21 protein-coding genes are annotated in these 21,095 nt (G+C 62.8%); 8 read left to right on the plus strand and 13 right to left on the minus strand.

The window, feature by feature from the left end:
• The 7 genes from GPA21_RS07495 to ipdC all read left to right on the plus strand — a co-directional run.
• Positions 1-849, plus strand: an 849-nt coding sequence (locus GPA21_RS07495; RefSeq protein WP_168987584.1) for an NAD(P)/FAD-dependent oxidoreductase, incomplete at its 5' end; no start/stop codon positions are given.
• A 9-nt stretch (positions 850-858) separates the two neighbouring features.
• Entirely contained in the window at positions 859-2,217 is a 1,359-nt protein-coding gene (gene padI, locus GPA21_RS07500) for an NADH-dependent phenylglyoxylate dehydrogenase subunit beta (RefSeq protein ID WP_168987585.1), read from the plus strand.
• Positions 2,207-3,553, plus strand: coding sequence for a phenylacetate--CoA ligase PaaK (gene paaK, locus GPA21_RS07505; protein ID WP_168987586.1), 1,347 nt, complete (start codon positions 2,207-2,209; stop codon positions 3,551-3,553). The genes padI and paaK overlap by 11 nt, the downstream gene beginning before the upstream one ends.
• 43 nt (positions 3,554-3,596) lie before the next feature.
• On the plus strand, positions 3,597-5,702 hold the full coding sequence (locus tag GPA21_RS07510) for a CoA-binding protein (protein WP_339379856.1): 2,106 nt from the start codon (positions 3,597-3,599) through the stop codon (positions 5,700-5,702).
• A gap of 51 nt (positions 5,703-5,753) precedes the next feature.
• Positions 5,754-6,161 carry a thioesterase family protein gene (locus GPA21_RS07515; RefSeq protein WP_168987587.1) on the plus strand — a complete coding sequence of 136 codons (408 nt, stop codon included), beginning with the start codon at positions 5,754-5,756 and terminating at the stop codon, positions 6,159-6,161.
• Positions 6,162-6,303: 142 nt separating this feature from the next.
• Positions 6,304-6,759: a MarR family winged helix-turn-helix transcriptional regulator gene (locus GPA21_RS07520; RefSeq protein WP_168987588.1), complete on the plus strand. Its 456-nt coding sequence runs from the start codon at positions 6,304-6,306 to the stop codon at positions 6,757-6,759.
• A 108-nt stretch (positions 6,760-6,867) separates the two neighbouring features.
• On the plus strand, positions 6,868-8,493 hold the full coding sequence (gene ipdC, locus GPA21_RS07525) for an indolepyruvate/phenylpyruvate decarboxylase (RefSeq protein WP_168987589.1): 1,626 nt from the start codon (positions 6,868-6,870) through the stop codon (positions 8,491-8,493).
• Between the two features lie 121 nt (positions 8,494-8,614).
• Here the strand turns inward: ipdC and GPA21_RS07530 are convergent, their stop codons facing one another.
• The 4 genes from GPA21_RS07530 to GPA21_RS07545 all read right to left on the minus strand — a co-directional run bounded on the left by GPA21_RS07530 (position 8,615) and on the right by GPA21_RS07545 (position 10,919).
• Positions 8,615-9,136, minus strand: coding sequence for a GNAT family N-acetyltransferase (locus tag GPA21_RS07530; RefSeq protein WP_168987590.1), 522 nt, complete (start codon positions 9,134-9,136; stop codon positions 8,615-8,617).
• Entirely contained in the window at positions 9,133-9,414 is a 282-nt protein-coding gene (locus GPA21_RS07535; protein WP_168987591.1) for a type II toxin-antitoxin system TacA family antitoxin, read from the minus strand. The genes GPA21_RS07530 and GPA21_RS07535 overlap by 4 nt, the downstream gene beginning before the upstream one ends.
• A gap of 206 nt (positions 9,415-9,620) precedes the next feature.
• The gene (locus tag GPA21_RS07540; RefSeq protein ID WP_168987592.1) at positions 9,621-10,028 is read right to left on the minus strand and encodes a VOC family protein; all 408 of its coding nucleotides are present in this window, start codon (positions 10,026-10,028) and stop codon (positions 9,621-9,623) included.
• A 78-nt stretch (positions 10,029-10,106) separates the two neighbouring features.
• Positions 10,107-10,919, minus strand: coding sequence for an ankyrin repeat domain-containing protein (locus GPA21_RS07545; RefSeq protein ID WP_168987593.1), 813 nt, complete (start codon positions 10,917-10,919; stop codon positions 10,107-10,109).
• Positions 10,920-11,399: 480 nt separating this feature from the next.
• Here GPA21_RS07545 and GPA21_RS07550 point away from each other — a divergent pair, with 480 nt between their 5' ends.
• On the plus strand, positions 11,400-13,718 hold the full coding sequence (locus tag GPA21_RS07550; protein ID WP_168987594.1) for an aldehyde ferredoxin oxidoreductase C-terminal domain-containing protein: 2,319 nt from the start codon (positions 11,400-11,402) through the stop codon (positions 13,716-13,718).
• A 3-nt stretch (positions 13,719-13,721) separates the two neighbouring features.
• Here the strand turns inward: GPA21_RS07550 and GPA21_RS07555 are convergent, their stop codons facing one another.
• The 9 genes from GPA21_RS07555 to paaA form a co-directional block, all read right to left on the minus strand.
• A complete protein-coding gene (locus GPA21_RS07555) occupies positions 13,722-14,315 on the minus strand; it encodes a NifU family protein (protein WP_168987595.1) in 594 nt (197 codons plus the stop codon).
• Between the two features lie 340 nt (positions 14,316-14,655).
• Entirely contained in the window at positions 14,656-15,135 is a 480-nt protein-coding gene (locus tag GPA21_RS07560; RefSeq protein WP_168987596.1) for a MerR family transcriptional regulator, read from the minus strand.
• Between the two features lie 233 nt (positions 15,136-15,368).
• Positions 15,369-16,571: a 3-oxoadipyl-CoA thiolase gene (pcaF, locus tag GPA21_RS07565; protein ID WP_168987597.1), complete on the minus strand. Its 1,203-nt coding sequence runs from the start codon at positions 16,569-16,571 to the stop codon at positions 15,369-15,371.
• 4 nt (positions 16,572-16,575) lie between these two features.
• Complete coding sequence (locus GPA21_RS07570; protein WP_168987598.1) at positions 16,576-17,235, minus strand: TetR/AcrR family transcriptional regulator; 660 nt, start codon at positions 17,233-17,235, stop codon at positions 16,576-16,578.
• A gap of 23 nt (positions 17,236-17,258) precedes the next feature.
• The gene (gene paaE, locus GPA21_RS07575; RefSeq protein WP_168987599.1) at positions 17,259-18,326 is read right to left on the minus strand and encodes a 1,2-phenylacetyl-CoA epoxidase subunit PaaE; all 1,068 of its coding nucleotides are present in this window, start codon (positions 18,324-18,326) and stop codon (positions 17,259-17,261) included.
• 33 nt (positions 18,327-18,359) lie between these two features.
• Entirely contained in the window at positions 18,360-18,848 is a 489-nt protein-coding gene (gene paaD / locus GPA21_RS07580; protein WP_168987600.1) for a 1,2-phenylacetyl-CoA epoxidase subunit PaaD, read from the minus strand.
• 5 nt (positions 18,849-18,853) lie between these two features.
• Positions 18,854-19,612, minus strand: coding sequence for a 1,2-phenylacetyl-CoA epoxidase subunit PaaC (paaC, locus tag GPA21_RS07585; RefSeq protein ID WP_168987601.1), 759 nt, complete (start codon positions 19,610-19,612; stop codon positions 18,854-18,856).
• Positions 19,613-19,675: 63 nt separating this feature from the next.
• Complete coding sequence (gene paaB, locus GPA21_RS07590; RefSeq protein WP_168987602.1) at positions 19,676-19,963, minus strand: 1,2-phenylacetyl-CoA epoxidase subunit PaaB; 288 nt, start codon at positions 19,961-19,963, stop codon at positions 19,676-19,678.
• A gap of 82 nt (positions 19,964-20,045) precedes the next feature.
• Complete coding sequence (gene paaA, locus GPA21_RS07595) at positions 20,046-21,044, minus strand: 1,2-phenylacetyl-CoA epoxidase subunit PaaA (protein ID WP_168987603.1); 999 nt, start codon at positions 21,042-21,044, stop codon at positions 20,046-20,048.
• Positions 21,045-21,095 lie beyond the last annotated feature (51 nt).

Raw genomic sequence — 21,095 nt, forward strand, 5'->3', positions numbered from 1 at the left:
CTGAACGAGGCAATGAAGCGCTCGACCAAGGCAGTCGTTCTGGGTGCCGGACTGGTAGGCATGCATGCGGCCGAGAACCTTGTGAAGGCCGGCGCCGACGTCACCATCGTCGAGATGAGTGCCCAACTGACTTCGGGCTACTTCGACCGCATCGCCGCCAACCTGATCGAACAGGCGTTTCTCGAAGCCGGGGCGACGATCATGACCGGTAAGCGCGTGATTGGCCTCGAACCCGGCGGGAACGGCACCCGCATCGCGCTCGATTGCGGCGCAACCCTGGAAGCCGACCTGCTGCTGGTTGCGACCGGCGTGCGCCCGGAGCTCGACTATCTGAACGGTAGCGGGATCGACGCCGATCGCGGAATTCTGGTCGACGACACCATGCGCACCTCGGTGGAGAACGTCTGGGCAGCCGGCGACTGCGCGCAGGCGCGCGGTTTCTTCACCGGCACACCGATCATGAACGCGATCCTGCCGGACGCGTCGATCCAGGGTCGCATCGCCGGCATGGCCATGGTCGATGACCCCGGCATCAAACCCTATCCGGGCGGGGTGCCACTGAACACTTACCACTTCTTCGGGCGGCATGCGATTTCGGTCGGCTCGAGCAGTGTCCCCGAGGGTGGTGAAGAGCAGGTCCGCTTCGACGAAGCGAGCGGGCGCTACCTGCGTGCGGTGTTCGATCGCGAGAACCGCCTGAGCGGGATCTTCGGCGTGAATGAGTTCTTCGACGGAGGCGTGATGGCGCAGTTGATTCTGCGTCGCACCGATCTGACCGACACCCGGGCGCGACTGTTCGCGAACCCGCTCGCGACGGGTCGCGAGCTGATGTCGCAAATCTGGCGCTAGGAGACAGCAATGGGACAAGCCTATTCAACCATCGCATTCGATCCATCCGCCTGTGACGGCTGTGGTGAATGCATGAAGGCGTGCGCACGCGTCAAGTTCGATTCCGCCGACGTCTCGCGCTCCTTGATCCAGATCGTCAAGTCCGGCGATGGTGCCGACATGCGTCCCGGCACGCCTGGCGAATTCGAACTCGCCCTATGTCGGCAGTGCGGTGACCCGAAGTGCGTCACAGTCTGCCCGGCAGCCGCACTAACAAAGAACGGCAGTACCGGCGTCATCGACTGGGACCCTGCGAAGTGCGTCGACTGTCTGTTGTGCACGCTCGGCTGTTCCTATGCCGGCATTTCACTCGATGCCGAGGTCGGACGAGTCAGCAAGTGCGACACCTGCGACGGCAATCCGGCCTGCGTTCCGGCTTGTCCGCATGGCGCACTGCGCTATGTGACCACCTCGCGAATCTACAATGAGGTCGGCGACTGGGAAGACCTTTTCGCGCCGGGCCTGGCGGGTTGCCAAGGCTGCAATACCGAGTTGCTGATGCGGCACGCGTTGCGCCGGGTCGGTCCCGACACCGTGCTCGCAACGCCACCGGGTTGCGTACCGGGCATGGGTTCGGTCGGTTTCAATGGCACGACGGGCACGAAGGTTCCGGTCTTCCACCCTCTGCTGACCAACACCGCGTCGATGCTCGCCGGCATCAAGCGCCAGTACAAGCGCGTCGGACGGGATATAACAGCCATGGCGATCGCCGGCGACGGCGGCGCCTCCGACGTGGGATTCCAGTCACTGTCGGGCGCAGCCGAACGCGGCGAGCAAATCCTGTTTCTCGTGATCGACAACGAAGGCTACATGAACACCGGCATGCAGCGTTCGAGCTGCACCCCGTTCGGCGCCTGGACCTCGACGACGCCGGTCGGTGAGCACGGCCAGGGCAAGACGCAGGATGCCAAGAATCTGCCGCTGATCATGGTGAATCACCGCTGCGAGTATGTCGCGACCGCCTCGACGGCCTTCATGGAAGACCTGTACGACAAGCTCGACAAGGCCATCGCGGCCTCCAAGCGTGGCTTTGCCTACCTGCACGTCTACTCGCCCTGCACCACCGGCTGGCGGTTTCCGGGCGATCGCAACATCGAGGTCGCACGCAAGGCGGTGGAAACCAACTTTGTGCTGCTCTGGGAATACACCCAGAACCGCGGGCTGCGTTTCACCCGCCCGGTCAACGATCCGGCACCGGTAACCGAATACCTGAAGACGATGGCCCGCTTCAAGCACCTGAGCGAGGCACAGATCGACCATATCCAGCGCAAGGTGGAGGAGAACCTGCGCTTCGTTAAGCGAATGGCGGAGATGGCAGATGCAGAATGAAAAAACAGCCCCAAACACCCCGCGCCCCGATCTGGACGCGGCGGAAAACATGACACGCGAAGCGCTCGAGGCCCTGCAGCTCGAACGGCTGCGCTGGTCCCTGCAGCACGCTTATGACAACGTGCCACACTACCGGACAGCCTTCGACGCGGCTGGCGTCAGGCCGGCCGACCTGCAGACGCTGTCCGACCTCGCGCGGTTTCCGTTCACGACGAAGACCGACCTGCGCGACAACTATCCATACGGCATGTTCGCGACACCACTGTCCGACATCGTGCGTATCCACGCCTCTTCCGGCACCACCGGGCGGCCCACTGTCGTCGGCTACACGCAGCAGGACATCAGCACCTGGGCCGGCGCAATGGCGCGTTCGATCCGCGCGGCGGGCGGCTCACGCAACGACATCATCCTGAACTCATACGGCTACGGTCTGTTTACCGGCGGACTTGGCGCGCACTATGGCGGCGAAGCGCTCGGCGCGACGGTCATTCCGATGGGGGGTGGCAATACCGAGAAACAGGTCCAGTTGATCGATGAGTTCTCGCCCACGATCATCATGGCGACGCCTTCGTACATGCTCACCATTGCCGACGAGATGCAGCGCCAGGGCATGGATCCGGCCGCATGCTCGCTGCGCATCGGCATTTTCGGCGCCGAACCCTGGACCAACGAGATGCGCGCCGAGATCGAACGGCGCCTGGGAATCGACGCCGTCGACATCTATGGGCTTTCAGAGGTTATCGGCCCGGGTGTCGCCTGTGAATGCATAGAAACCAAGGATGGACCGCACATCTGGGAAGACATGTTCTACCCGGAGATCATCGATCCCGTCACTGGCGAGGTGTTGCCCGACGGCGAGCACGGGGAACTGGTATTCACCTCACTCACCAAGGAGGCGATGCCGATCATCCGCTACCGCACACGTGACCTGACCCGGCTGATGCCGGGCACCGCGCGACCGATGCGCCGGATGGACAAGATCACCGGTCGAAGCGACGACATGCTGATCATCCGCGGGGTCAATGTGTTCCCGACCCAGATCGAGGAACTCATCCTCAAGGACGAGCACCTGTGCGGACACTATCAACTGGTGCTCGAACGCGAGGGGCACATGGACAGCCTGACGGTTCGCACCGAGCTCCGGCACGACCTGTGCGATTCGATCGGTCGGGCGCAGCGCGACGCGATCGCTGCCAATCTGCGCCACGCAATCAAGAGCACGGTCGGCGTCTCGTCGGTCGTCGAAGTACTGCCTTCCGACAGCATCGAGCGCACCCTCGTGGGCAAGGCGAAGCGGGTCATCGACAAGCGTCCGAAACAGGGCGTGGCGGCCTGATCGGCCGAGAACAACCAGAAGCGACAGAAAGGGGAGACACGAGGTGCAACATACCGAGGCGGAACCGGAAACGGCCACAGAGGCAATCGCCGCGATCGCCGCGCGTCAGAGCGGCACGGAACGACCTGCAGCGCTCAGCGACAGCGAACTCGCATCCATCCTGATCACCATCGGCATCGCGCTCGAACCGGAGCTCGATATGGTGAACGGCGGGCGAAAACCGGACTATGCAATTGCCCTGAACGCGACACGCGAGTTCGGGCTGGTGATCAGCGCCGGCCTCGCCGGCGTGGAGGCGAGGCTCGACATCGCGCACTTCGCGCGGGACCGCGCACGAGTATGCTCCGTGGTCGAGCTCACCGACGCCACGGATCTTCTTTCACGCTTCCAGCGCACCCTCGCCTACCAACGCATGGCGCTCGGCATCGAACGCCGTGCACTGCGACGCCTTGACGAAGCCCTGCTGCAAAACTTCGAGGCCGTGCTCGCCCTTGCCGCAGACGTCGCCGGCATGCGCAGCGACGACGCTCACAGCCTGCATTCGCTGCAGCTCGACTGTGTCTGGGGTGACGACGAAGCAATCCACGTAGTCTCGGCCTCTGGCGCCACCGGCGAAGCGCCGACGCGGCGCTATCCGAGACCAATCGCGAAGATCGACAGGCTGCTGCACCCGCGCACGATAGGGCTGGTTGGCGTATCCGCGAGCGGGATGAACTTCGGGCGAATCATTCTGCGCAATCTGCTGGGCAGCGGCTGCGAACCGTCCCGGCTGCGCATCCTGCGCCCTGGCGAAGACGAGATCGACGGCGTGCGCTGCGTCGAAGGGCTGGCATCTCTCGACGAGAAGCTCGACCTGTTGATCGTCGCGGTGGCGGCAGACGCGGTATATGGCCTGGTCGACGAGATCATCGCCACCAATGCGGTCGAGTCGGTCATGCTGATCCCGGGCGGGCTGGGCGAGACCGAGAAGAGCCGCGAAGCCGCGGCCGCGATGGCCGAGCGTATCAATGCCGCCCACGGGCGCGGGGATGGCGGGCCGGTCTTTCTCGGCGCGAACTGCCTCGGGGTGGTTTCCCACCCCGGCGCCTACGATTCCTGGTTCATACCGCTCGAACGCCTGCCCAAGCCGCAGAAGCGCGCGCAGCGCAACGCCGTCATGCTGAGTCAGAGCGGCGCGTTCATGATCACCCGCCTCAGCCATAACCCGTGGCTGGATCCGCGCTACATGATCGCGATGGGCAATCAGACCGACCTCACCCATGGCGACTTGTTGTCCTGGTTCGCGCAACGAGAGGACGTAGAGACCATCGGCGTGTATGTCGAAGGTTTCCGCGACGAGGATGGCCTCGTGTTCGCCCGTGCAATCCGGCGCGCGGTCGAGAATGGCAAGCTCGTGGTGGTCTACAAGTCCGGGCGCAGTCCTGCGGGCCAGGCCGGCGTGATGGGACACACCGCGTCGATCGCCGGCGACCCGGTACTGTTCGATTCGGTGCTCCGCCAGGCCGGCGCGATCGTGACCGACAAGGTGGAGGATTTCGACGACTTGTTCTACATGGCCGGCGTCTTCTACCACAAACGCATCGGACCACGCCTCGGTGCCGCCAGTGGCGCCGGTTTCGAGGCGGTGAGCGCGGCTGACTCGATCGACGGCGAGACCTTCTCGATGCAGATGGGCACCCTCGAGGCCGACACGGTGACACGGGTCGAAGCCATCCTCGCGGAAAAGAAGCTCGCCGCGCTGGTCGAGGTGCGCAATCCCCTGGACATGAACCCCGGTGCGGACGACGATGCACACGTGCGCATCACCGAGGCATTCATCGAAGACCCCAACATCGATGCCGTGGTCGTCGGCCTGGACCCCACCGCACCGATGGTACGCGCCCTGGCCGAGAGCCGCTTGCGTCCGGGCTACGACATCAACGACCCGCTGAGCACGGTGCACACGCTGCCTCCCCTGGTCGAGCGTAGCGACAAACCCATCGTGGCGGTCGTCGATGCCGGCAGCCTTTACGACGCGATGGCCGATGCGCTGCGTGATCGCGGTGTGTGCGTATTCCGCAACGTCGCGCGCGGCACCCGGGCGCTCGTGCGTTATGTCGAGGCGCGGCTCGCCGCCGAGCTGATCCGTACGAACCGGCACAGGGACTGACCACCCCGGACCCGGTCACTTTCCATTATCCCCACTCGAGGAGTGCTCACCATGAGCGAAACCCTGGCCCCCGGCCTGACCCTGACCCGCCGCTACGAAATCGACACCGCACGCACCATCGCCTTCATGGGTGACGAGTGCCGCGTCTACTCCACCCCCGCGCTGCTCTACGACATCGAAGTGTGTTGCCGCGACCTGCTGCTCGAACACATTGGAGAGGGCAAGGACTCGGTCGGTACGCGTATTGAGCTCGATCATGTCGGCGCAACCCTGTTGTCGATGTGGATAGAGATCACCGTCAAGCTCGTCGAAGTCAACGGTGCCGCAGTCACCTTCGAGTTCACCGCGCGCGACGCACTCGAAGAGGTCGCCCGCGGTCGTCACAACCGGTTCATCGTCGGCGTCGACAAGACCCGCCAGCGCCTGCTTGGCAAACTCGAGAAGGCTCGCTCCGCCTGAACACGCCCCGTATCGAAAGCGTTCTACGCAGGGACAGGCGGAATGCAGCGACACTGCGCGCATACCCCTGATCGGACCGGTTACGCGGACCGGAGCTGTTGCGACTACAATTGGGATCCGTGCCTTCTAGCCTTGCATACCCATGGTCCAACGTGCCGCCAACACGCCGATCCGCTTCGGCCTGCTCCCGGAACTGATCGGCTACCGGCTCCGTCTCGCCCAGCTTGCCGTGTTCAAGGATTTCTGCGAACACGTCGGGGGGGCCGAGATGACGCCGACGCTCTTTGGCGTGCTCGCACTGGTCGAGGCCAACCCGGGCATGACACAGGCTCAACTTGCCGAAGCGATCCAGCTCGACCGCTCCAGCATCGTGAGTATTCTGGACAAGCTCGAGGCGCGTGGTCTGGTCGAGCGTCGGCGGGCGCCGAACAACCGGCGATCGAACGCACTCCGGCTCACCGCAGACGGCGAAGCACTGGTCGCCGAACTACTGCCCGAAGTTCATGCCCACGAGCAGCGACTGGTCCGCCATCTCGACGCTGACGAGCAGAAAACGCTGCGCGCCTTGCTTGACAAGGTCATTTCAGTCACAAGCTGATCGGGCCCGCGCGGGCAAATCGGGGAGGCGTGTCAACCGTCACGCCGCTTTCGCAAGCCTGAACCCGCGCGACTGGCCGACGCTCATCCAGTCAGGAGGCCTCACCCAATGAACATTTCCGAATCCCTCCTGCACGCGCTGCGCGATCATGGCGCCAGGGAAATCTTCGGCATCCCCGGCGATTTCGCCCTGCCGTTCTTCAAGGTCATCGAAGAGTCGGGAATTCTGCCCCTGTACACGCTGAGCCACGAACCCGGTGTGGGTTTCGCTGCCGACGCCGCCGCCCGCATCCATGGCGGACTCGGCGTCGCTGCAGTCACCTATGGCGCCGGCGCACTCAACATGGTCAATCCGGTGGCCGGTGCTTTCGCCGAGAAATCACCGCTGGTCGTCATCTCCGGCGCCCCGGGCGCTGGCGAGTCCAAGTCCGGCCTGCTGCTTCACCATCAGGCCAAGACCCTGGACTCGCAGTTCGCGATCTACAGGGAAATAACCTGCGACCAGGCGCGCCTGGACGACGCCCACAGCGCCCCCGACGAGATTGCGCGCGTGCTCGCGAGTTGCCTGCGTGAGTCCCGTCCGGTCTATATCGAGTTGCCGCGCGACATGGTTGGCGTAGCGTGCGAGCCAGTCCAGCCGCTGGCGCCGGACGCGCCGGACGCCGAGGCGCTCGCGGCCTGCGCCGACGAGATTCTCGCGCGCCTCAACGCTGCACACTCACCGGTGGTCCTGGTCGGCGTCGAGGTTCGCCGTTTCGGGCTGGAGTCGCGGGTCGCCGAACTGTGCACGCGTCTGGGCATCCCCGTCGCCACCTCCATCCTCGGTCGCGGCTTGCTCGCCGACGCTGGCGCGCCGCTGGTGGGCACCTATCTCGGCGTTGCCGGCGACACCCAGATCACCGAACTCGTCGAACAGTCCGACGCGTTGCTGTTGCTCGGCGTCGTGCTTTCCGACACCAACTTTGGTGTGTCGTCGCGTCAGATTGACATGCGCAAGACCATTCAGGCACTGGACCACCGGGTCAGCCTGGGCTACCACGTCTATCCCGACATCCCCCTCGCGTCTGTGGTGGATGCGCTGCTGGAACGGGTGACCGATACCGGAAAAGCCCGCACCCGGACGATCCAGCCTCCCGCATATCCGCACGGACTGGTCGCGGATGACGCTCCAATCACACCCAACGACATCGCCTGTGCGATCAACGATTTGATGCTCGAACACGGCCGCATGCCAATCGCCGCTGACATGGGCGACTGCATGTTCACCGCGATGGACATTGGGCCAACCGCACTGGTCGCGCCAGGATATTACGCAACAATGGGTTTCGGCGTGCCAGCCGGACTCGGTCTTCAGGCCGCATGCGGCGAACGCCCCCTGATCCTGGTCGGCGACGGGGCATTCCAGATGACCGGCTGGGAGCTCGGCAACTGCCGCCGCTTCGGCTGGGACCCGATCGTGATCGTGTTCAACAACCTGTCCTGGGAAATGCTCCGCACCTTCCAGCCGGAATCCGGTTTCAACAACCTCGACGACTGGCAGTTTGCCGCAATGGCGAGCGGGCTGGGCGGAGACGGCGTTCGCGTTCATAGCCGCGCCGAACTGAGCGCCGCCCTGGTTCAGGCAGTAAAGCGCCGCGGCCGTTTCCAGCTTATCGAGGCGATGATCCCGCGCGGCGTCCTGTCGGACACGCTGAATCGCTTCGTCTCGGGAGTTAAACGTCTGAGCCGGAAGTGACGGCGGCCCGCCACACTCCATGACGCCCCCAGGAACTTCCGCTCACGACCCGATCCTGTCATTCACTGTGTTGGTAGTGCAATGTCAAGTTTCGAAGTCCAGCAGTCAACCAGTCAACCAGTCAGCATGCTCGATTTCTCCGATTCCGAGATGCCAGGGCGGTTGCCAAGGGAAGGAACAGTGTTAGCGGAGAGTCAGGCAGAGTGATGAAACCGTGATGTCCATAAAAGGCTGCCGCGTGGTCGTCCTTGGCATCGACCATCAAGGCATACGCGGCAATCTCGGAACGGGTGGCCCGCTCGAGCGCATCGGCCAGTAGCGCACCGCCGAGGCCCTGTCCGCTGAATGCCTCATCAACGGCCAGGCGCCCCATGCGGACGGCTGGCACAGTCGGATACCGTGGAAGCTTTTCGCTGATGCTAGCCGGGAGATCGGCCAGCATGAGGCTTGCCGAAGCGAGGGTGTAGTAGCCGGCGATGCGCTGCCGATCGGCCAGCGCCACGAAGCAAGCCGCCACGCGACGCCGAATGTCCTGTGCGACTTGCTCTCGCAAGTACCGGTCGAGCGGATCTGAACCACCGTGGAACCCAGTACGGTCATGCGCAGCATCAAGCGGCGCGACGAGGAACGGTGCGTTGCTCATTCAGCACGCAAGAGCTTGCGGCGACGAGCAAAGGCACGTTCCAAGGCTGGGGCTGGTTGCGGAGGCGATAGCAGCGCCTGCGCAAAGCACTCCTGATCGGCGAGCGAAAGACGGATGACTTCTGCCTGCTCGATGGCGCGCTGGGCGGCGTCCTGCACGGCGTCGACCACGAAATCGGTCATGGTACGCCCCTGAAGTTCAGCGGCTCGCTTGAGCATCGCGTGCAGATCGGTGCTGATCCGGGCTTCAAGCCGAGCGGTATTGGTAGCTGTAGGCATAACTTGTTCCTCCTGCGCAGAATTATACGGCAAATTGCCGTACAAGGCATGCGTACCAATAGCCGAGTTGCTCACTCCAGCGCTCGACAGGTTTTGGCCGCGAGCCGCGCATTGGAGACCTCTGCCGAGAAGCCTAGTCCACTCGTCCTCACGAAACTGGCTCCGCCCCAGTTGCGACCGTCAAGACACCAATAATTCGCAAGCTGCTAGTTGGGCTGAGCGTTCATGGGCTCGGAGATTTCAATCAGGTTTCCGTCCGGATCACGCAGATAGACAGAAAGGATGGGGCCTTGCGACCCAGTGCGTTTCACCGGGCCTTCGATGATGGGCCATCCGCATTCCTTCAGTCTTGAGATTACGTCACTCAAGGGTAGCGAGGCGATGAAACAAAGGTCCAGAGCCCCCGGGGTTGGCAGCTTGGCTTTGGGTTCGAACTCGCTGTCCTTGTTGTGCAGATTGATCTTCTGGTTGCCGAACTTGAATGCCTTCCGCTCGACTGGAGGCGTCCCGCCAATGAAGGTTTCGAGTGACATCCCCACCACGCGTGTATAGAAGTCGATGCAGGCCGCTTCATCGGCGGAGGTGAGGACCAGATGGTCCAGGTGGCTGATCATGATGCAGTTCCGGGTATGGGACTCGAGACGCGGGCGTTTGTTAACTCACCGTATCTCGCTGGCAGACCTCTAAAACCGTCAGGCACGAACTGGCGTGCCGCGCTTTTGTGCACGTATCGACGCCGCAAGTGACTTGAACTCGACAAGACGGGCCAGTTCCGGATTACCGAGCTGTTTCGCAAGCGTGAGCGCGGTTTCGCCATCGCGTCGCGATGCAAACACATTGGCGCCACGCTCGATCAAGGTGAGCGCGATGTCTGCCGTGCCACCGGAGATCGACAAGAGCAGAGGCGTATTGCCGAACGGATCTCGCACTTCAAGGTAGGCACCCTTCGCGAGTAGCGCTTCAACCGTGCTCTTGTAGCCAGCCGTCGGCTTGCCGCATGCGACCAGAAGTGGGGTCAGGCCCAGTCGATCCCTCGCGTTCGGATCCGCACCCGCTTCGATCAGGATTTTTGCAATGATCGTGAGTCCGCGTTTGAGTGCTGTCAGCAGGGGAGGTGTCCCGTCCTCAGATGCCATATTGACGTTGAAGTTCGCTCGCACGAAAAGGTCGATCACCTCTTGATCGCCTTCTTCCAGGTAGTGGAAGAAGTTCTTCGGCAGGAAGGCAATCTGCCGCGAGGCGAGCTCCTGCAGTGCGTGCTCTTTTTTCTCCGCGGATTTGAAGGTTCTGAGCTCACAGGCGTCGCGCAACCGGATGATGTCGGTCAGCACCTCGGGCGGAAAGCCCTTGCGCCCCCCACGTTTGTCAATCAGCAGATCGCTGAAGTAGTCATGGATCTCGGGCGTGTCCCACAGCGCTTCCATCTTGATCAGGATGCGCTCGAACTCGCGTTCCAGGTGAACGGGGTAGGTTGTGCCCATGAACGCAAAAAATGGATGTTTCACTCAACGGCTCTTCGTTCTGAGAACTCTCTTTTTTACAGCGACATCCTGGCGGCACGAAGCAACGACGGACACGCGGCGTGATTTTTGTCACGGTTTCTGCCCGCACCCGAGGATCCTGCAACGTTCTTGTGTTTGCGGCTTGAACGAAAGCCATTGGGGTGCATGGGAAGCCGAATGGCTGAAGAGCGGCAGACTCCTGCTGGGCGACCCAGGCTAGCCGTTGGGCAAGCGTGGTTTTTCCATCGGCTAAGACAGGGCGAGGAACTTGGGCATCCGCGCGCATGACGCGGACTTGCGAGCCACTTGCCACGGTCTGCACCCTATCGACGATGCACATGAACTCGCGGGCGTTCGCCATGCAGATGTGGGTGGATCAAACTTTCGTATCGTTCTTGGCCTTCCAATAGTTGGCATTCCATCAATTAATGGTCGATACTGACTGCAGCGCTGGCGCTTTGCCTGCCAGGTTGGAGATGAACCATGGAAACCGGTATCCGCAAGCGAGTCGAGCGACTGCTCGCCCGCCTAGAGTCGACTCCCCAGTATCCCGGCCAGGGCAAGACCTTGTTCGTGGACCTCGAACAGCGCAGCTCGCAGAGCGCCTACCTGCCAATGAGCTTTGTCGGCCATTTTCTCGGAGGACGCGGCGCGAACATGGCGCTGCTGTACAACCTGCTCGACGACAGCCGCGAAGCACTCGACCCGGAGGTGCCGCTGATCTTCGGTGTCGGCATGCTGACAACCACCTTGCCGTCAGCAACCCGGGGCAACTTCACCAGCCGCTCGCCTGACAGCAAGGCCATTCTCGACGCAAGCGGAGGCGACTACTTCCCGGCCTTCATGAAGCGCAACGGCTACGATCACCTCGTCCTCTATGGCCGTCACACGCAATGGACGCTGCTCGAACTCCACGGCGACGAGATTGCGTTCCGCGATGCAACGCCTTACCTGGGCATGGACAACATCGACTTCAGCGCCGCGATCCAGCGTGATCTCGAATGCAAGGAGCGTGAAACCATGGCGATGGCGCGAATCACCAGCGCGGGCGAGAATCTCGTGCTGTCCAGCGGCATCATGGGCGGGCCGAAGGCAATCTGGGCTCGCGGCGGCGGCGGCGCGAAGATGGGGTCGCTCGGCCTGAAGGCCATCATCGTGCGTGGCAAGGGCAGTCAGGTGAAGGTCAGTACCGCTTACAAGCTGGGCGGCAAGGCGATGGGGCAGAAGACGCTAACCACCAGTGTGATCCAGAACGCCCTGAAGAAGGTGGGCACCCCGTTCCTGTACAAACCCAGCCGCGCACTCTGCGCCCTCGGCACCAAGAACAACCAGGAAACGACCTGGCACGACACCCTCGATGCCGACAATTTCGACCCCTACCGCCCCGGCATGGACGGTTGCTACCTCTGTCCAGTCCAGTGCCGGGCAATGAACGACCTGACCCCTCAAGGCAAGGGTGGCTGGGGCGCGAGCGCACTCAAGGGCCTTAGCGGCAACGCCAGCTACGACACGGCGCAGGCCGAGGTGGAACACCATCGCGAGAAGCGCTACCAAGGCATCAAGGGCGATGGCGTGTTCGACAAATACGACCACGGCGACGGACCGGAATACGTCACCGTCGGCAAGTTCGGCCCCAACCTCGGCATTCGCGAGCCTGAGCAGGTGCTTCGCCTGAACAACATCCTCAACGATCTCGGCCTCGATTCGGCCAGCACCGGCGGCGCGATCGGCTGGGCGATGGAATTGTTCCAGCGCGGCATCATCACGCTCGAAGACACTGGCGGCCTGGATCTGAGCTGGGGCAACTATGAAGTCGTCGAGAAGCTGTTGTTCATGACCGCGCGGCGCGAGGGCTTCGGCGACACGATTGCCGACTCGTCACGTGCAGTGGAACGGGGCAAGTACCCGGCCGAAGCGCTGGACTATCGCATGGCGGTAAAAGGTTTGTTCCAGTCCGATCCCCACGATGCACGCATCCTGAAGGCGTTTGCCCTGGGTCTCGCGGTGGCCACCCGGGGTATGGACCATCTCCGCAACCGTGTCACACTCGAGATCAACGCGCGCATCAACGACGACCCCGATTTCAAGACCGCCTTGTATGGTGGTTTTGTGGCCGCCGAGCCGAACAGCTACATCGGCAAGGAATACGCGGTCCGGCGCTGCGAGGACACCTTTGCGGTGGGTGACTCGGTCGGCATGTGCCGCTTCAACACAAAGCTTTTCAACTCGCCCAGCCTGCCGGACTTGGAGGATTATTCGCGACAACTCAACGAACTCGCGGGACTCGACATGAGCGCCGCCAGGCTCGAGGAGTGCGGCCGTAACATCATCGGCCTGGAACGTTTGCTCAACGCCCGCTTCGGTCTGCGCGCCGAGGACGACACTTTGCCGCGACGCTGGTTCGAGGAGCCGATCCAGGTCGGACCGTTCAAGGGCGAGAAGATCGACCGCGCTGAGTTCGAGGCACTCAAGGCCCGTTTCTACGCCCTCACCGGCCTCGACGATCAGGGCGTACCCAAGCCGGAATGGCACGCGCAACTCGCCGACGTGGTGACCGGCTTCGAGGTCAGGGTGCGCCTGCCGGGAAGCCCCCAGCGCATCGTCGTCATCGACGAACCGGTGGAAACTGTCGCGCAGTTGCGAGAGGTGCTGGCACAGCGCCTCGGCGGCGCGGGCACAGAAATGGAGGACCGGTCGCTCAACTTTGCGATCGACGGTCAGATGGTGATGTCGCGCGAACAGGCGACCCCTGTTCGCAACCACGGCGAAGTCACCCTGGTACCGGCACTCGCCGGTGGTTGAGACTCAGTCGAGAATGACCTGGATGCGATCGTCCACGTAGTTCTGCAACAGGTTGTTGATCGCGAACAGGGTGCCGGTGACCGCGGACGGACAGCCGCCGCAGGCCCCCTTGTAGCGCACGGTCAGGGCGAACTCCTGCAGGCGGAGGATGTCGAGTCCGCCGCCGTCCTTGTCCAGATAGGGGCGGATATGCTCATCAAGGACATGGTTGATCTGCATGAGCAGGTCAGGGTCGTCTGCGTCGGTCTCGAACGGATCTCCAACATCATGGACGGACGGCGCTCGCTCACCCGGGGGCGGGTTCTCGCACGATACGTTTATCACGCGACGCGGCTTGTAGGCCTCGATGCAATCGCTCACCGCCGCCTCGAGTGCTTCCACGTCGGCAGTCGGCATGCGTGTCACGGTGACGAAATCATTGGTGCAGTACACACCGGCCACCCCGTCGATGGCGAACAGCTTCTCGGCGAGGGGATCGCCAAAAGCGCGCGAGGCCGAATCGAACTGTCGTGCAGACTGGATCTGCAGCGGCGCGTCGAGCACGAACTTGGTCGCAAGCGGATTGGGAGTCGGTTCGATGGAACAAACAGTAGGCATGGCGTAATCCCTCGGCTTGGGTACTGACTGCGGCCAGGAGTCGTTCGGAGTCCGGGCCAGATGGATTCTCACGAGAATCTCCAACGTCCAGAATCAATCTTAGCTTCCGTTTACGTTAACGTCCACTTATCCGTGAAATGTGAGTCGTGCTGGAAAAGCATCCAACCACAGTCGACACTGCACGCAATAAGAAACGACGTGGCTATGGGGCAGTCGCGTGCAAGGCGAACCACCCCATTGACGCGAACTTGGGAAGACAGGAGCCCTGGATTGACAAGGTCTTCAGAAACCCGACCGCAGCTTTCAGGACCGCCTGCGCACCCAGGTGGCGCGCTCTAGCTCAGGCCTGCTCGGTCTGCGCAATCTCGGTTTCGCCCGCCTTGGCGGCAGCGTTGCGCTTGCGCACCGACATCGTGCGCTGGCAATCGGCCTCGGCCACCTCGATTTCACTGAGAATGGCACGGATGTCCTGCATCTGCTGCTGAAGCAAGGCCCGGCGCTCGGACAACAGGTTCATGAACCTGCTCATCTGGGCATCCTCGGTGGGCGCATGGTCATACAGATCGAACAGCTCACGGGTGTCGTTGAGACTGAAACCCAGACGTTTGCCGCGCAGAATCAGTCCCAGTCGTACCCTGTCGCGTCGACTGTAGATGCGACGATTGCCGCGCCGCAAGGTCGACAGCAAACCCTGGTCCTCGTAATAGCGGATCGCGCGGGTGGTAATATTGAACTCTTCGGCGAGCTGGGAAATCGTGAACGTGGTTGCCCGCGCGGAGCTGCCCGGACGGAGCGAATTCTTACCAGACCTGTTCGACATGATGCTCTTTGCAACTCCATTCACCGATCGACGCCGCACGTAGCGTATTCGTCCGCCGCGCCGCAGGCAAGAGGCGGAACAACGGCTACGCAGTTTCGACGAGATTCAGTCGTCAATGATATTGACGATGACGTAAACGTCAAGCAAAAGATGCGCGCACACGCGGCACTGGCGTGAGAATCCGGCCCGAACGGGGTATGCCCAAGCGATATCGCCGCTGCTTCCCGGAACGATCAGACGCGTTCGACAATCATCGCGATGCCCTGCCCGACACCGATGCACATTGTGCAAAGCGCCCGACGTCCGCCGCTCGCCTCGAGCTGGCGGACCGCCGTCAACACCAGCCGCGCACCCGAGGCACCGAGCGGATGACCAAGCGCGATCGCGCCACCGTTAGGGTTCACGTACGGCGCGTCGTCCGGCACGCCAAGCTCGCGTAACACGGCGAGTCCCTGTGCGGCAAAGGCTTCGTTCAGTTCGATCACGTCGATGTCCGCTAGCGTCAGGCCCGTACGCTGCAGGAGTTTTTTCGATGCAGGCGCGGGGCCGATACCCATGATGCGGGATTCGACCCCCGCTGTTGCCATGGCCACCACGCGCGCACGTGGTGTGAGGCCATTGCGTACCGCAGCCGCCTCGCTGGCCAGCAGCAACGCGACTGACCCGTCATTGACGCCCGAAGCATTGCCTGCGGTCACCGTGCCGTCCGGGCGAACCACGCCCTTGAGACGCGCGAGCGCCTCGAGCGAGGTTTCACGTGGATGCTCGTCGGCCGACACGATCACGGGGTCGCCCTTGCGCTGCGGTATCACGACCCGAATCAGTTCGCCATCGTAGAAGCCACGCGCCAGTGCAGCTGCATAACGCTGTTGGCTGCGCAAGGCGAACGCGTCCTGGTCTTCACGCGCAATGCCGAACTGAAGCGCAACATTCTCGGCAGTCTCGGGCATCGAATCGATGCCATGCGTCGCTTTCATGCGCGGGTTGACGAAGCGCCACCCGATTGTCGTGTCCTCTATCCTGGCGCTGCGCGAGAAGGCGGATTCGGCTTTCGCCAGCACGAAGGGCGCACGGCTCATGCTTTCCACGCCACCGGCAATCATGATGTCGGCCTCACCAGCTCGAATTGCACGGGCGGCAGTGCCGATGGCATCCATACCTGACCCGCACAGGCGATTGAGGGTCGCGCCTGGTACCGTAACCGGCAGACCCGCGAGCATGGCCGCCATGCGCGCGACGTTGCGGTTGTCCTCCCCCGCCTGGTTGGCGCAGCCGTAGTACACATCGTCGATCTGCGCCGGATCGAGGCCCGGGTTACGCTCGATCAAGGCCTTGATCGGTAGTGCTGCGAGATCGTCCGCACGCACCGACGACAATCCGCCGGCGTAGCGGCCAATCGGAGTGCGAACGCCGTCGCAGATGAATACTTCAGTCATGGCATCAGCCCTTTGAGATTGCGTGGATCGGATCCGCAGTTGTGGCGCGCGACTTTGTCGTCTGACGCGTGCCGGCGAGCCCGCTCACGCCCTGGATGAAGATGCGCGACACGATCGGCGCCATATCTGCGTAGGACAGAGGCCCGTCTGGCCTCAACCAGGTGAAGGTCCAGTTGATCATGCCGAACAGAATCATCGCGACCGGTTTGTCCAGACCCTGTCGGCGCAAGCCCGGTTCGACCCGTTCGATCGCGTCGGCAAAGGCGGCAACCACGCGCCCTTCCTTCGCTCGCACCGATGTCCTGAGCTCAGGGCGAAGGAACTTGACGTCCTGTACGATCACCGCATGGTGACTCTGACTGCTCGCGTATATTTCAAGAAAGCGGGCAATCAGCGCCTCGAGGTGCGGCAAGGCCTCGAGTCGCGCGGCGTCGACCGACTCCACCAGTGCCACCAGCCGATCAATGTAATTGTCGGCAATATCGAAGAGCAGATGCTCCTTGTCGCGATAGTAGTGGTAGAGGAGAGGCTTCGAGACGCCGCATGCGCGCGCGATTTCGGCCATGGACGCGCTGTGGAAACCACGCTGCGCAAACAGGAGCGCGGCGGCTCCGAGTATCGCCAACCGCTGCTGTTCGAAAGTCGCCGCTTTTCCCCTGGCCATTACATCTCCTGTGTTCGTTGCGTTCAGCGCTCGTCGAAGCTGATCACCACGCGCTCGGTCAGCGGATGTGCCTGACAGGTGAGCACGTAGCCGGCGTCGATGTCCGGCTGCTCCAGCGTGTAGTTCTTGTCCATCCGGACCTCCCCTTCAAGCACTTTCGCACGACAGGTGCAGCACACGCCGCCCTTGCACGAATAAGGCAGATCCATCCCGGCTCGCAGGGCGACATCGAGAATGGACGGGTCCTCTGCGCGAAACTCCATCACGCGGCGCAAACCGTCGGCAACGATGGTGACCTGCGCCTGTGCCGCATCGCCGGGTTCAACGTGATGAGCCGGTCCCGAATCCGGCACCCCGAAGCGCTCGAGGTGGATGTTCTCCGGCGCCATGCCGGCTGCAAGCAGCCCGGCCTCGACCTCGTCGATCATCCCACCCGGACCGCAGATGAACGCGGCATCGATGGTGTCGACCGGAATCAGCGTATCGAGGAAGACCTTCACCCGCTCGCCATTGAGGCGTCCATTGAACAGCGCGACATCCTGTTCTTCGCGGGAGAACAGATTGTACAGAACGAAACGGGAGAGATAGCGGTTCTTCAGATCTTCGAGCGCTTCGGCGAACATCACGCTGGATTGCCGACGATTGCCGTAGACGAGCGTGAAGCGGCTGCGGGGCTCGGCGCGCAGCGTCGTCTTGATCAGCGACAGAATGGGCGTGATGCCGCTGCCAGCCGCGAAGGCGACGTAATGCCTTTCGGTGGCAGGATCCAGCTGGGTATGGAACCTGCCCTCGGGCGTCATCACTTCGAATACGTCGCCGACACGGATGTGATCGTGCGCCCAGGTCGAGAACCTTCCGCCAGGGACCTTCTTGATCGCGATCCGCAACTCGCCGTCGTCGACGCCGGCGCAGATCGAGTAGGAACGGCGCAACGCCTCGCCATCGACAGTGGCCTTCAGATTCACGTGCTGTCCCTGCACGAAACGGTAGTCGTCTCGCAAGTCCTCAGGCACCTCGAAACGCAGGCTGATGGCCTCCGGGGTTTCGCGTCGCACTTCGACGACCTTGAGGGAATGAAAACGTGGTGTCATGGTGCTGTCTCCAACGCCGCTTCGTGAGGCGGTTCAAATCGGTTTGAAATACTCGAAAGGCTCAAGACAGGTCTTGCAGCGATAGGTCGCCTTGCAGGCCGTGGACCCGAATTCGGACAAGCGCTCGGTGTCGTCCGAGCCGCAGCGCGGACAGCGCAAGCGGGGTCTGTGAAAACGCAAGGGCTGCGGCGCGTTCGCCGCACGCTCACCCGGCGGCACGATACCGTAGGCGCGCAGCTTCTCGCGCGCGGCCGGCACGATCCAGTCGGTGGTCCAGGCCGGCGACAAGCGGGTTTCCACATTGACTTGTGCCGCCCCCGCCTCAAGCAGGGCCTCTCTTATGCTCTGCGCGATCACTTCGGTCGCCGGGCAGCCGGAGTAAGTCGGCGTCACCACGACCTTGAGGCCGTTCTCGGTGACCTCGATCTCGCGGACGATGCCGAGCTCGGTGACCGATATCACCGGTATTTCCGGATCGGGCACGTCCTCCAGCGTTTTCCAGGCTTGGGCGACGGTCAGCATCGGCTTCACCACTGCGTGTCCGGGTAGGTGCGCTGCATGTATTGCATGGTCGCGAGCAAGTGGCCCATGTGCTCGGAATGGCGACCGAACTTGCCGTAGGACTTGAACGGCGTACGCGGCGGCACTGTCAGCGTGGCCTCGACCATCAATGGATGGACTTGGGCCTCCCAGCTCTGCTCGAGCTCGTGCCAGGCCGGCCCGATTCCGGCCGCGGCGATCGCATCCTCACCGGGCGCCGGCGCGAAGAACTCGGCGGTGTAGGGCCACAGGTAGTCGAGCGCCTCCTGCGTTCGCCGGTGCGACTCCTCGGTGCCGTCGCCAAGCCGGATCACCCAGTCTCCCGAATGCTGCTGGTGATAGCGCGCCTCCTTCAGGCTCTTGCCGGCGATCGCCGCCAGCTCGGCGTCGGTGGAGCCGACCAGGCGTGACAACAGCAGCACCTGGAAGGTGCTGAACAGGTAGTTGCGCACCTTGGTCCGCGCAAAATCATGATTCGGCAGCTCGCACAGGGTCAGGTTTCGGTAGTGGCCCTCGGTACGCAGGAATGCGAGTCTGTCCTCGTCGCGTCCCTCGCCTTCGAGGGCGCCTGCGCGGGTCAGCAGCATGCGTGCCTGTCCGATCAGGTCAAGCGCCATGTTCGCAAGCGCCATGTCCTCTTCCAGCACCGGCGCATGGCCACACCACTCCGAAAGGCGCTGTCCGAGGATCAGTGCGTTGTCACCGATGCGCAAAACGTATTCGGTGTGTTCTTGATTCGTCGCCATTGCTCTCTCCGTCGGCGTGCAGGTCGGCGAAAGCGCGTGCATCGCACGACGCTGCACCCCGCATTACATGTGGTTCACTTCGTCCGGCAGCTTGTAGAAGGTGGGATGCCGATAGATCTTGTCCTCGGCCGGGTCGAACAACTCCGGCTTCGCGTCCGGATCGGACGCCACGATGTGGTCAGCCTGCACGACCCAGATACTCACCCCCTCCATTCGCCGGGTATAGACGTCGCGCGCGACCTGCAGGGCAATCCGCGCATCCGGCGCGTGAACGCTGCCGCAGTGCTTGTGATCGAGTCCGTTACGGCTGCGGATGAACACCTCCCACAACGGCCATTCTTTCTTTTCCATGCCTGTTCTCCTTGTGCGGGTCTGAGCCCGATCTGCGGCGTCACCCGAGGCGACACCCGCGGTATGTGTCATGTCGCCCGACTCAGGCGGCGAGCTTCCTGGCCGCCTGTTTGGCCGAGAAGGCCATCGCGGCCTCACGGACCCAGGCGCCGTCCTCCCAAGCCTTGCGCCGCGCCGCGAGACGGTCGACATTGCACTGGCCGTTTCCCTTCACCACCGACCAGAACTCGTCCCAGTCGATGGCGCCGAAGTCATAGTGGCCGCGCGCCTCGTTCCATTTGAGCGCCGGATCCGGGAGCGTCACGCCGAGGACCTCGGCCTGCTTGACGGTGGCGTCGACGAACTTCTGCCGCAGATCGTCGTTCGAAATGCGCTTGATGCCCCAGCGCATGGAATCGACATGCACGCTGTCCTTGTCGTGCGGACCGAACATCATGATCGATGGCCACCACCACCGATTGACCGCGTCCTGAACCATCTCACGCTGTTCCTTCGTGCCCTTCATCATCTGCAGCAGCGCGTCGTAGCCCTGACGCTGGTGGAAGGACTCCTCCTTGCAGATGCGGACCATGGCGCGTGCATAGGGACCATAGGAGCACTTGCACAGCGGGATCTGGTTCATGATCGCCGCGCCATCGACCAGCCAGCCGATCACGCCGATGTCGGCCCAGTTCAGGGTGGGGTAGTTGAAGATCGAGCTGTATTTCGCGCGACCGCTCAACAAGGCTTCGGTCAAATCGTCTCGCGACACGCCGAGGGTTTCGCAGGCCGCGTAGAGATACAGTCCGTGTCCGCCCTCGTCCTGAACCTTGGCAAGCAGAATGGCCTTGCGCTTGAGCGTCGGCGCGCGGGTGATCCAGTTGCCTTCGGGCAGCATGCCGACGATCTCGGAGTGCGCATGCTGGCTGATCTGGCGCACGAGTGTCTTGCGATACGCCTCCGGCATCCAGTCCTTGGGTTCGATGAAGCCGCCCGCGTCGATGCGCGCATTGAATTCATCCACGTAGGCCGGATTCTCGGCCTCGCGGGACGCGCGATCGTCCGGATCCTTTGGTGCTATGTCGAGAGCTTGTGTGTACATGGCTGCTCCTTTCTCGCAAATGCCGCGACGTTTTGCCTGGGGGCGCGCCGC

This window comes from Azoarcus taiwanensis (assembly GCF_012910885.1).
In the GTDB taxonomy this organism is placed as follows: domain Bacteria; phylum Pseudomonadota; class Gammaproteobacteria; order Burkholderiales; family Rhodocyclaceae; genus Azoarcus_F; species Azoarcus_F taiwanensis.

Coding starts and splice junctions, on each gene's coding strand:
- padI (WP_168987585.1), top strand. CDS start 859: ATGGGACAAGCCTATTCAACCATCGCATTCGATCCATCCGCCTGTGAC.
- paaK (WP_168987586.1), top strand. CDS start 2,207: ATGCAGAATGAAAAAACAGCCCCAAACACCCCGCGCCCCGATCTGGAC.
- GPA21_RS07515 (WP_168987587.1), top strand. CDS start 5,754: ATGAGCGAAACCCTGGCCCCCGGCCTGACCCTGACCCGCCGCTACGAA.
- GPA21_RS07520 (WP_168987588.1), top strand. CDS start 6,304: ATGGTCCAACGTGCCGCCAACACGCCGATCCGCTTCGGCCTGCTCCCG.
- ipdC (WP_168987589.1), top strand. CDS start 6,868: ATGAACATTTCCGAATCCCTCCTGCACGCGCTGCGCGATCATGGCGCC.
- GPA21_RS07530 (WP_168987590.1), bottom strand. CDS start 9,136: ATGAGCAACGCACCGTTCCTCGTCGCGCCGCTTGATGCTGCGCATGAC.
- GPA21_RS07535 (WP_168987591.1), bottom strand. CDS start 9,414: ATGCCTACAGCTACCAATACCGCTCGGCTTGAAGCCCGGATCAGCACC.
- GPA21_RS07540 (WP_168987592.1), bottom strand. CDS start 10,028: ATGATCAGCCACCTGGACCATCTGGTCCTCACCTCCGCCGATGAAGCG.
- GPA21_RS07550 (WP_168987594.1), top strand. CDS start 11,400: ATGGAAACCGGTATCCGCAAGCGAGTCGAGCGACTGCTCGCCCGCCTA.
- GPA21_RS07555 (WP_168987595.1), bottom strand. CDS start 14,315: ATGCCTACTGTTTGTTCCATCGAACCGACTCCCAATCCGCTTGCGACC.
- GPA21_RS07560 (WP_168987596.1), bottom strand. CDS start 15,135: ATGTCGAACAGGTCTGGTAAGAATTCGCTCCGTCCGGGCAGCTCCGCG.
- pcaF (WP_168987597.1), bottom strand. CDS start 16,571: ATGACTGAAGTATTCATCTGCGACGGCGTTCGCACTCCGATTGGCCGC.
- GPA21_RS07570 (WP_168987598.1), bottom strand. CDS start 17,235: ATGGCCAGGGGAAAAGCGGCGACTTTCGAACAGCAGCGGTTGGCGATA.
- paaE (WP_168987599.1), bottom strand. CDS start 18,326: ATGACACCACGTTTTCATTCCCTCAAGGTCGTCGAAGTGCGACGCGAA.
- paaD (WP_168987600.1), bottom strand. CDS start 18,848: ATGCTGACCGTCGCCCAAGCCTGGAAAACGCTGGAGGACGTGCCCGAT.
- paaC (WP_168987601.1), bottom strand. CDS start 19,612: ATGGCGACGAATCAAGAACACACCGAATACGTTTTGCGCATCGGTGAC.
- paaB (WP_168987602.1), bottom strand. CDS start 19,963: ATGGAAAAGAAAGAATGGCCGTTGTGGGAGGTGTTCATCCGCAGCCGT.
- paaA (WP_168987603.1), bottom strand. CDS start 21,044: ATGTACACACAAGCTCTCGACATAGCACCAAAGGATCCGGACGATCGC.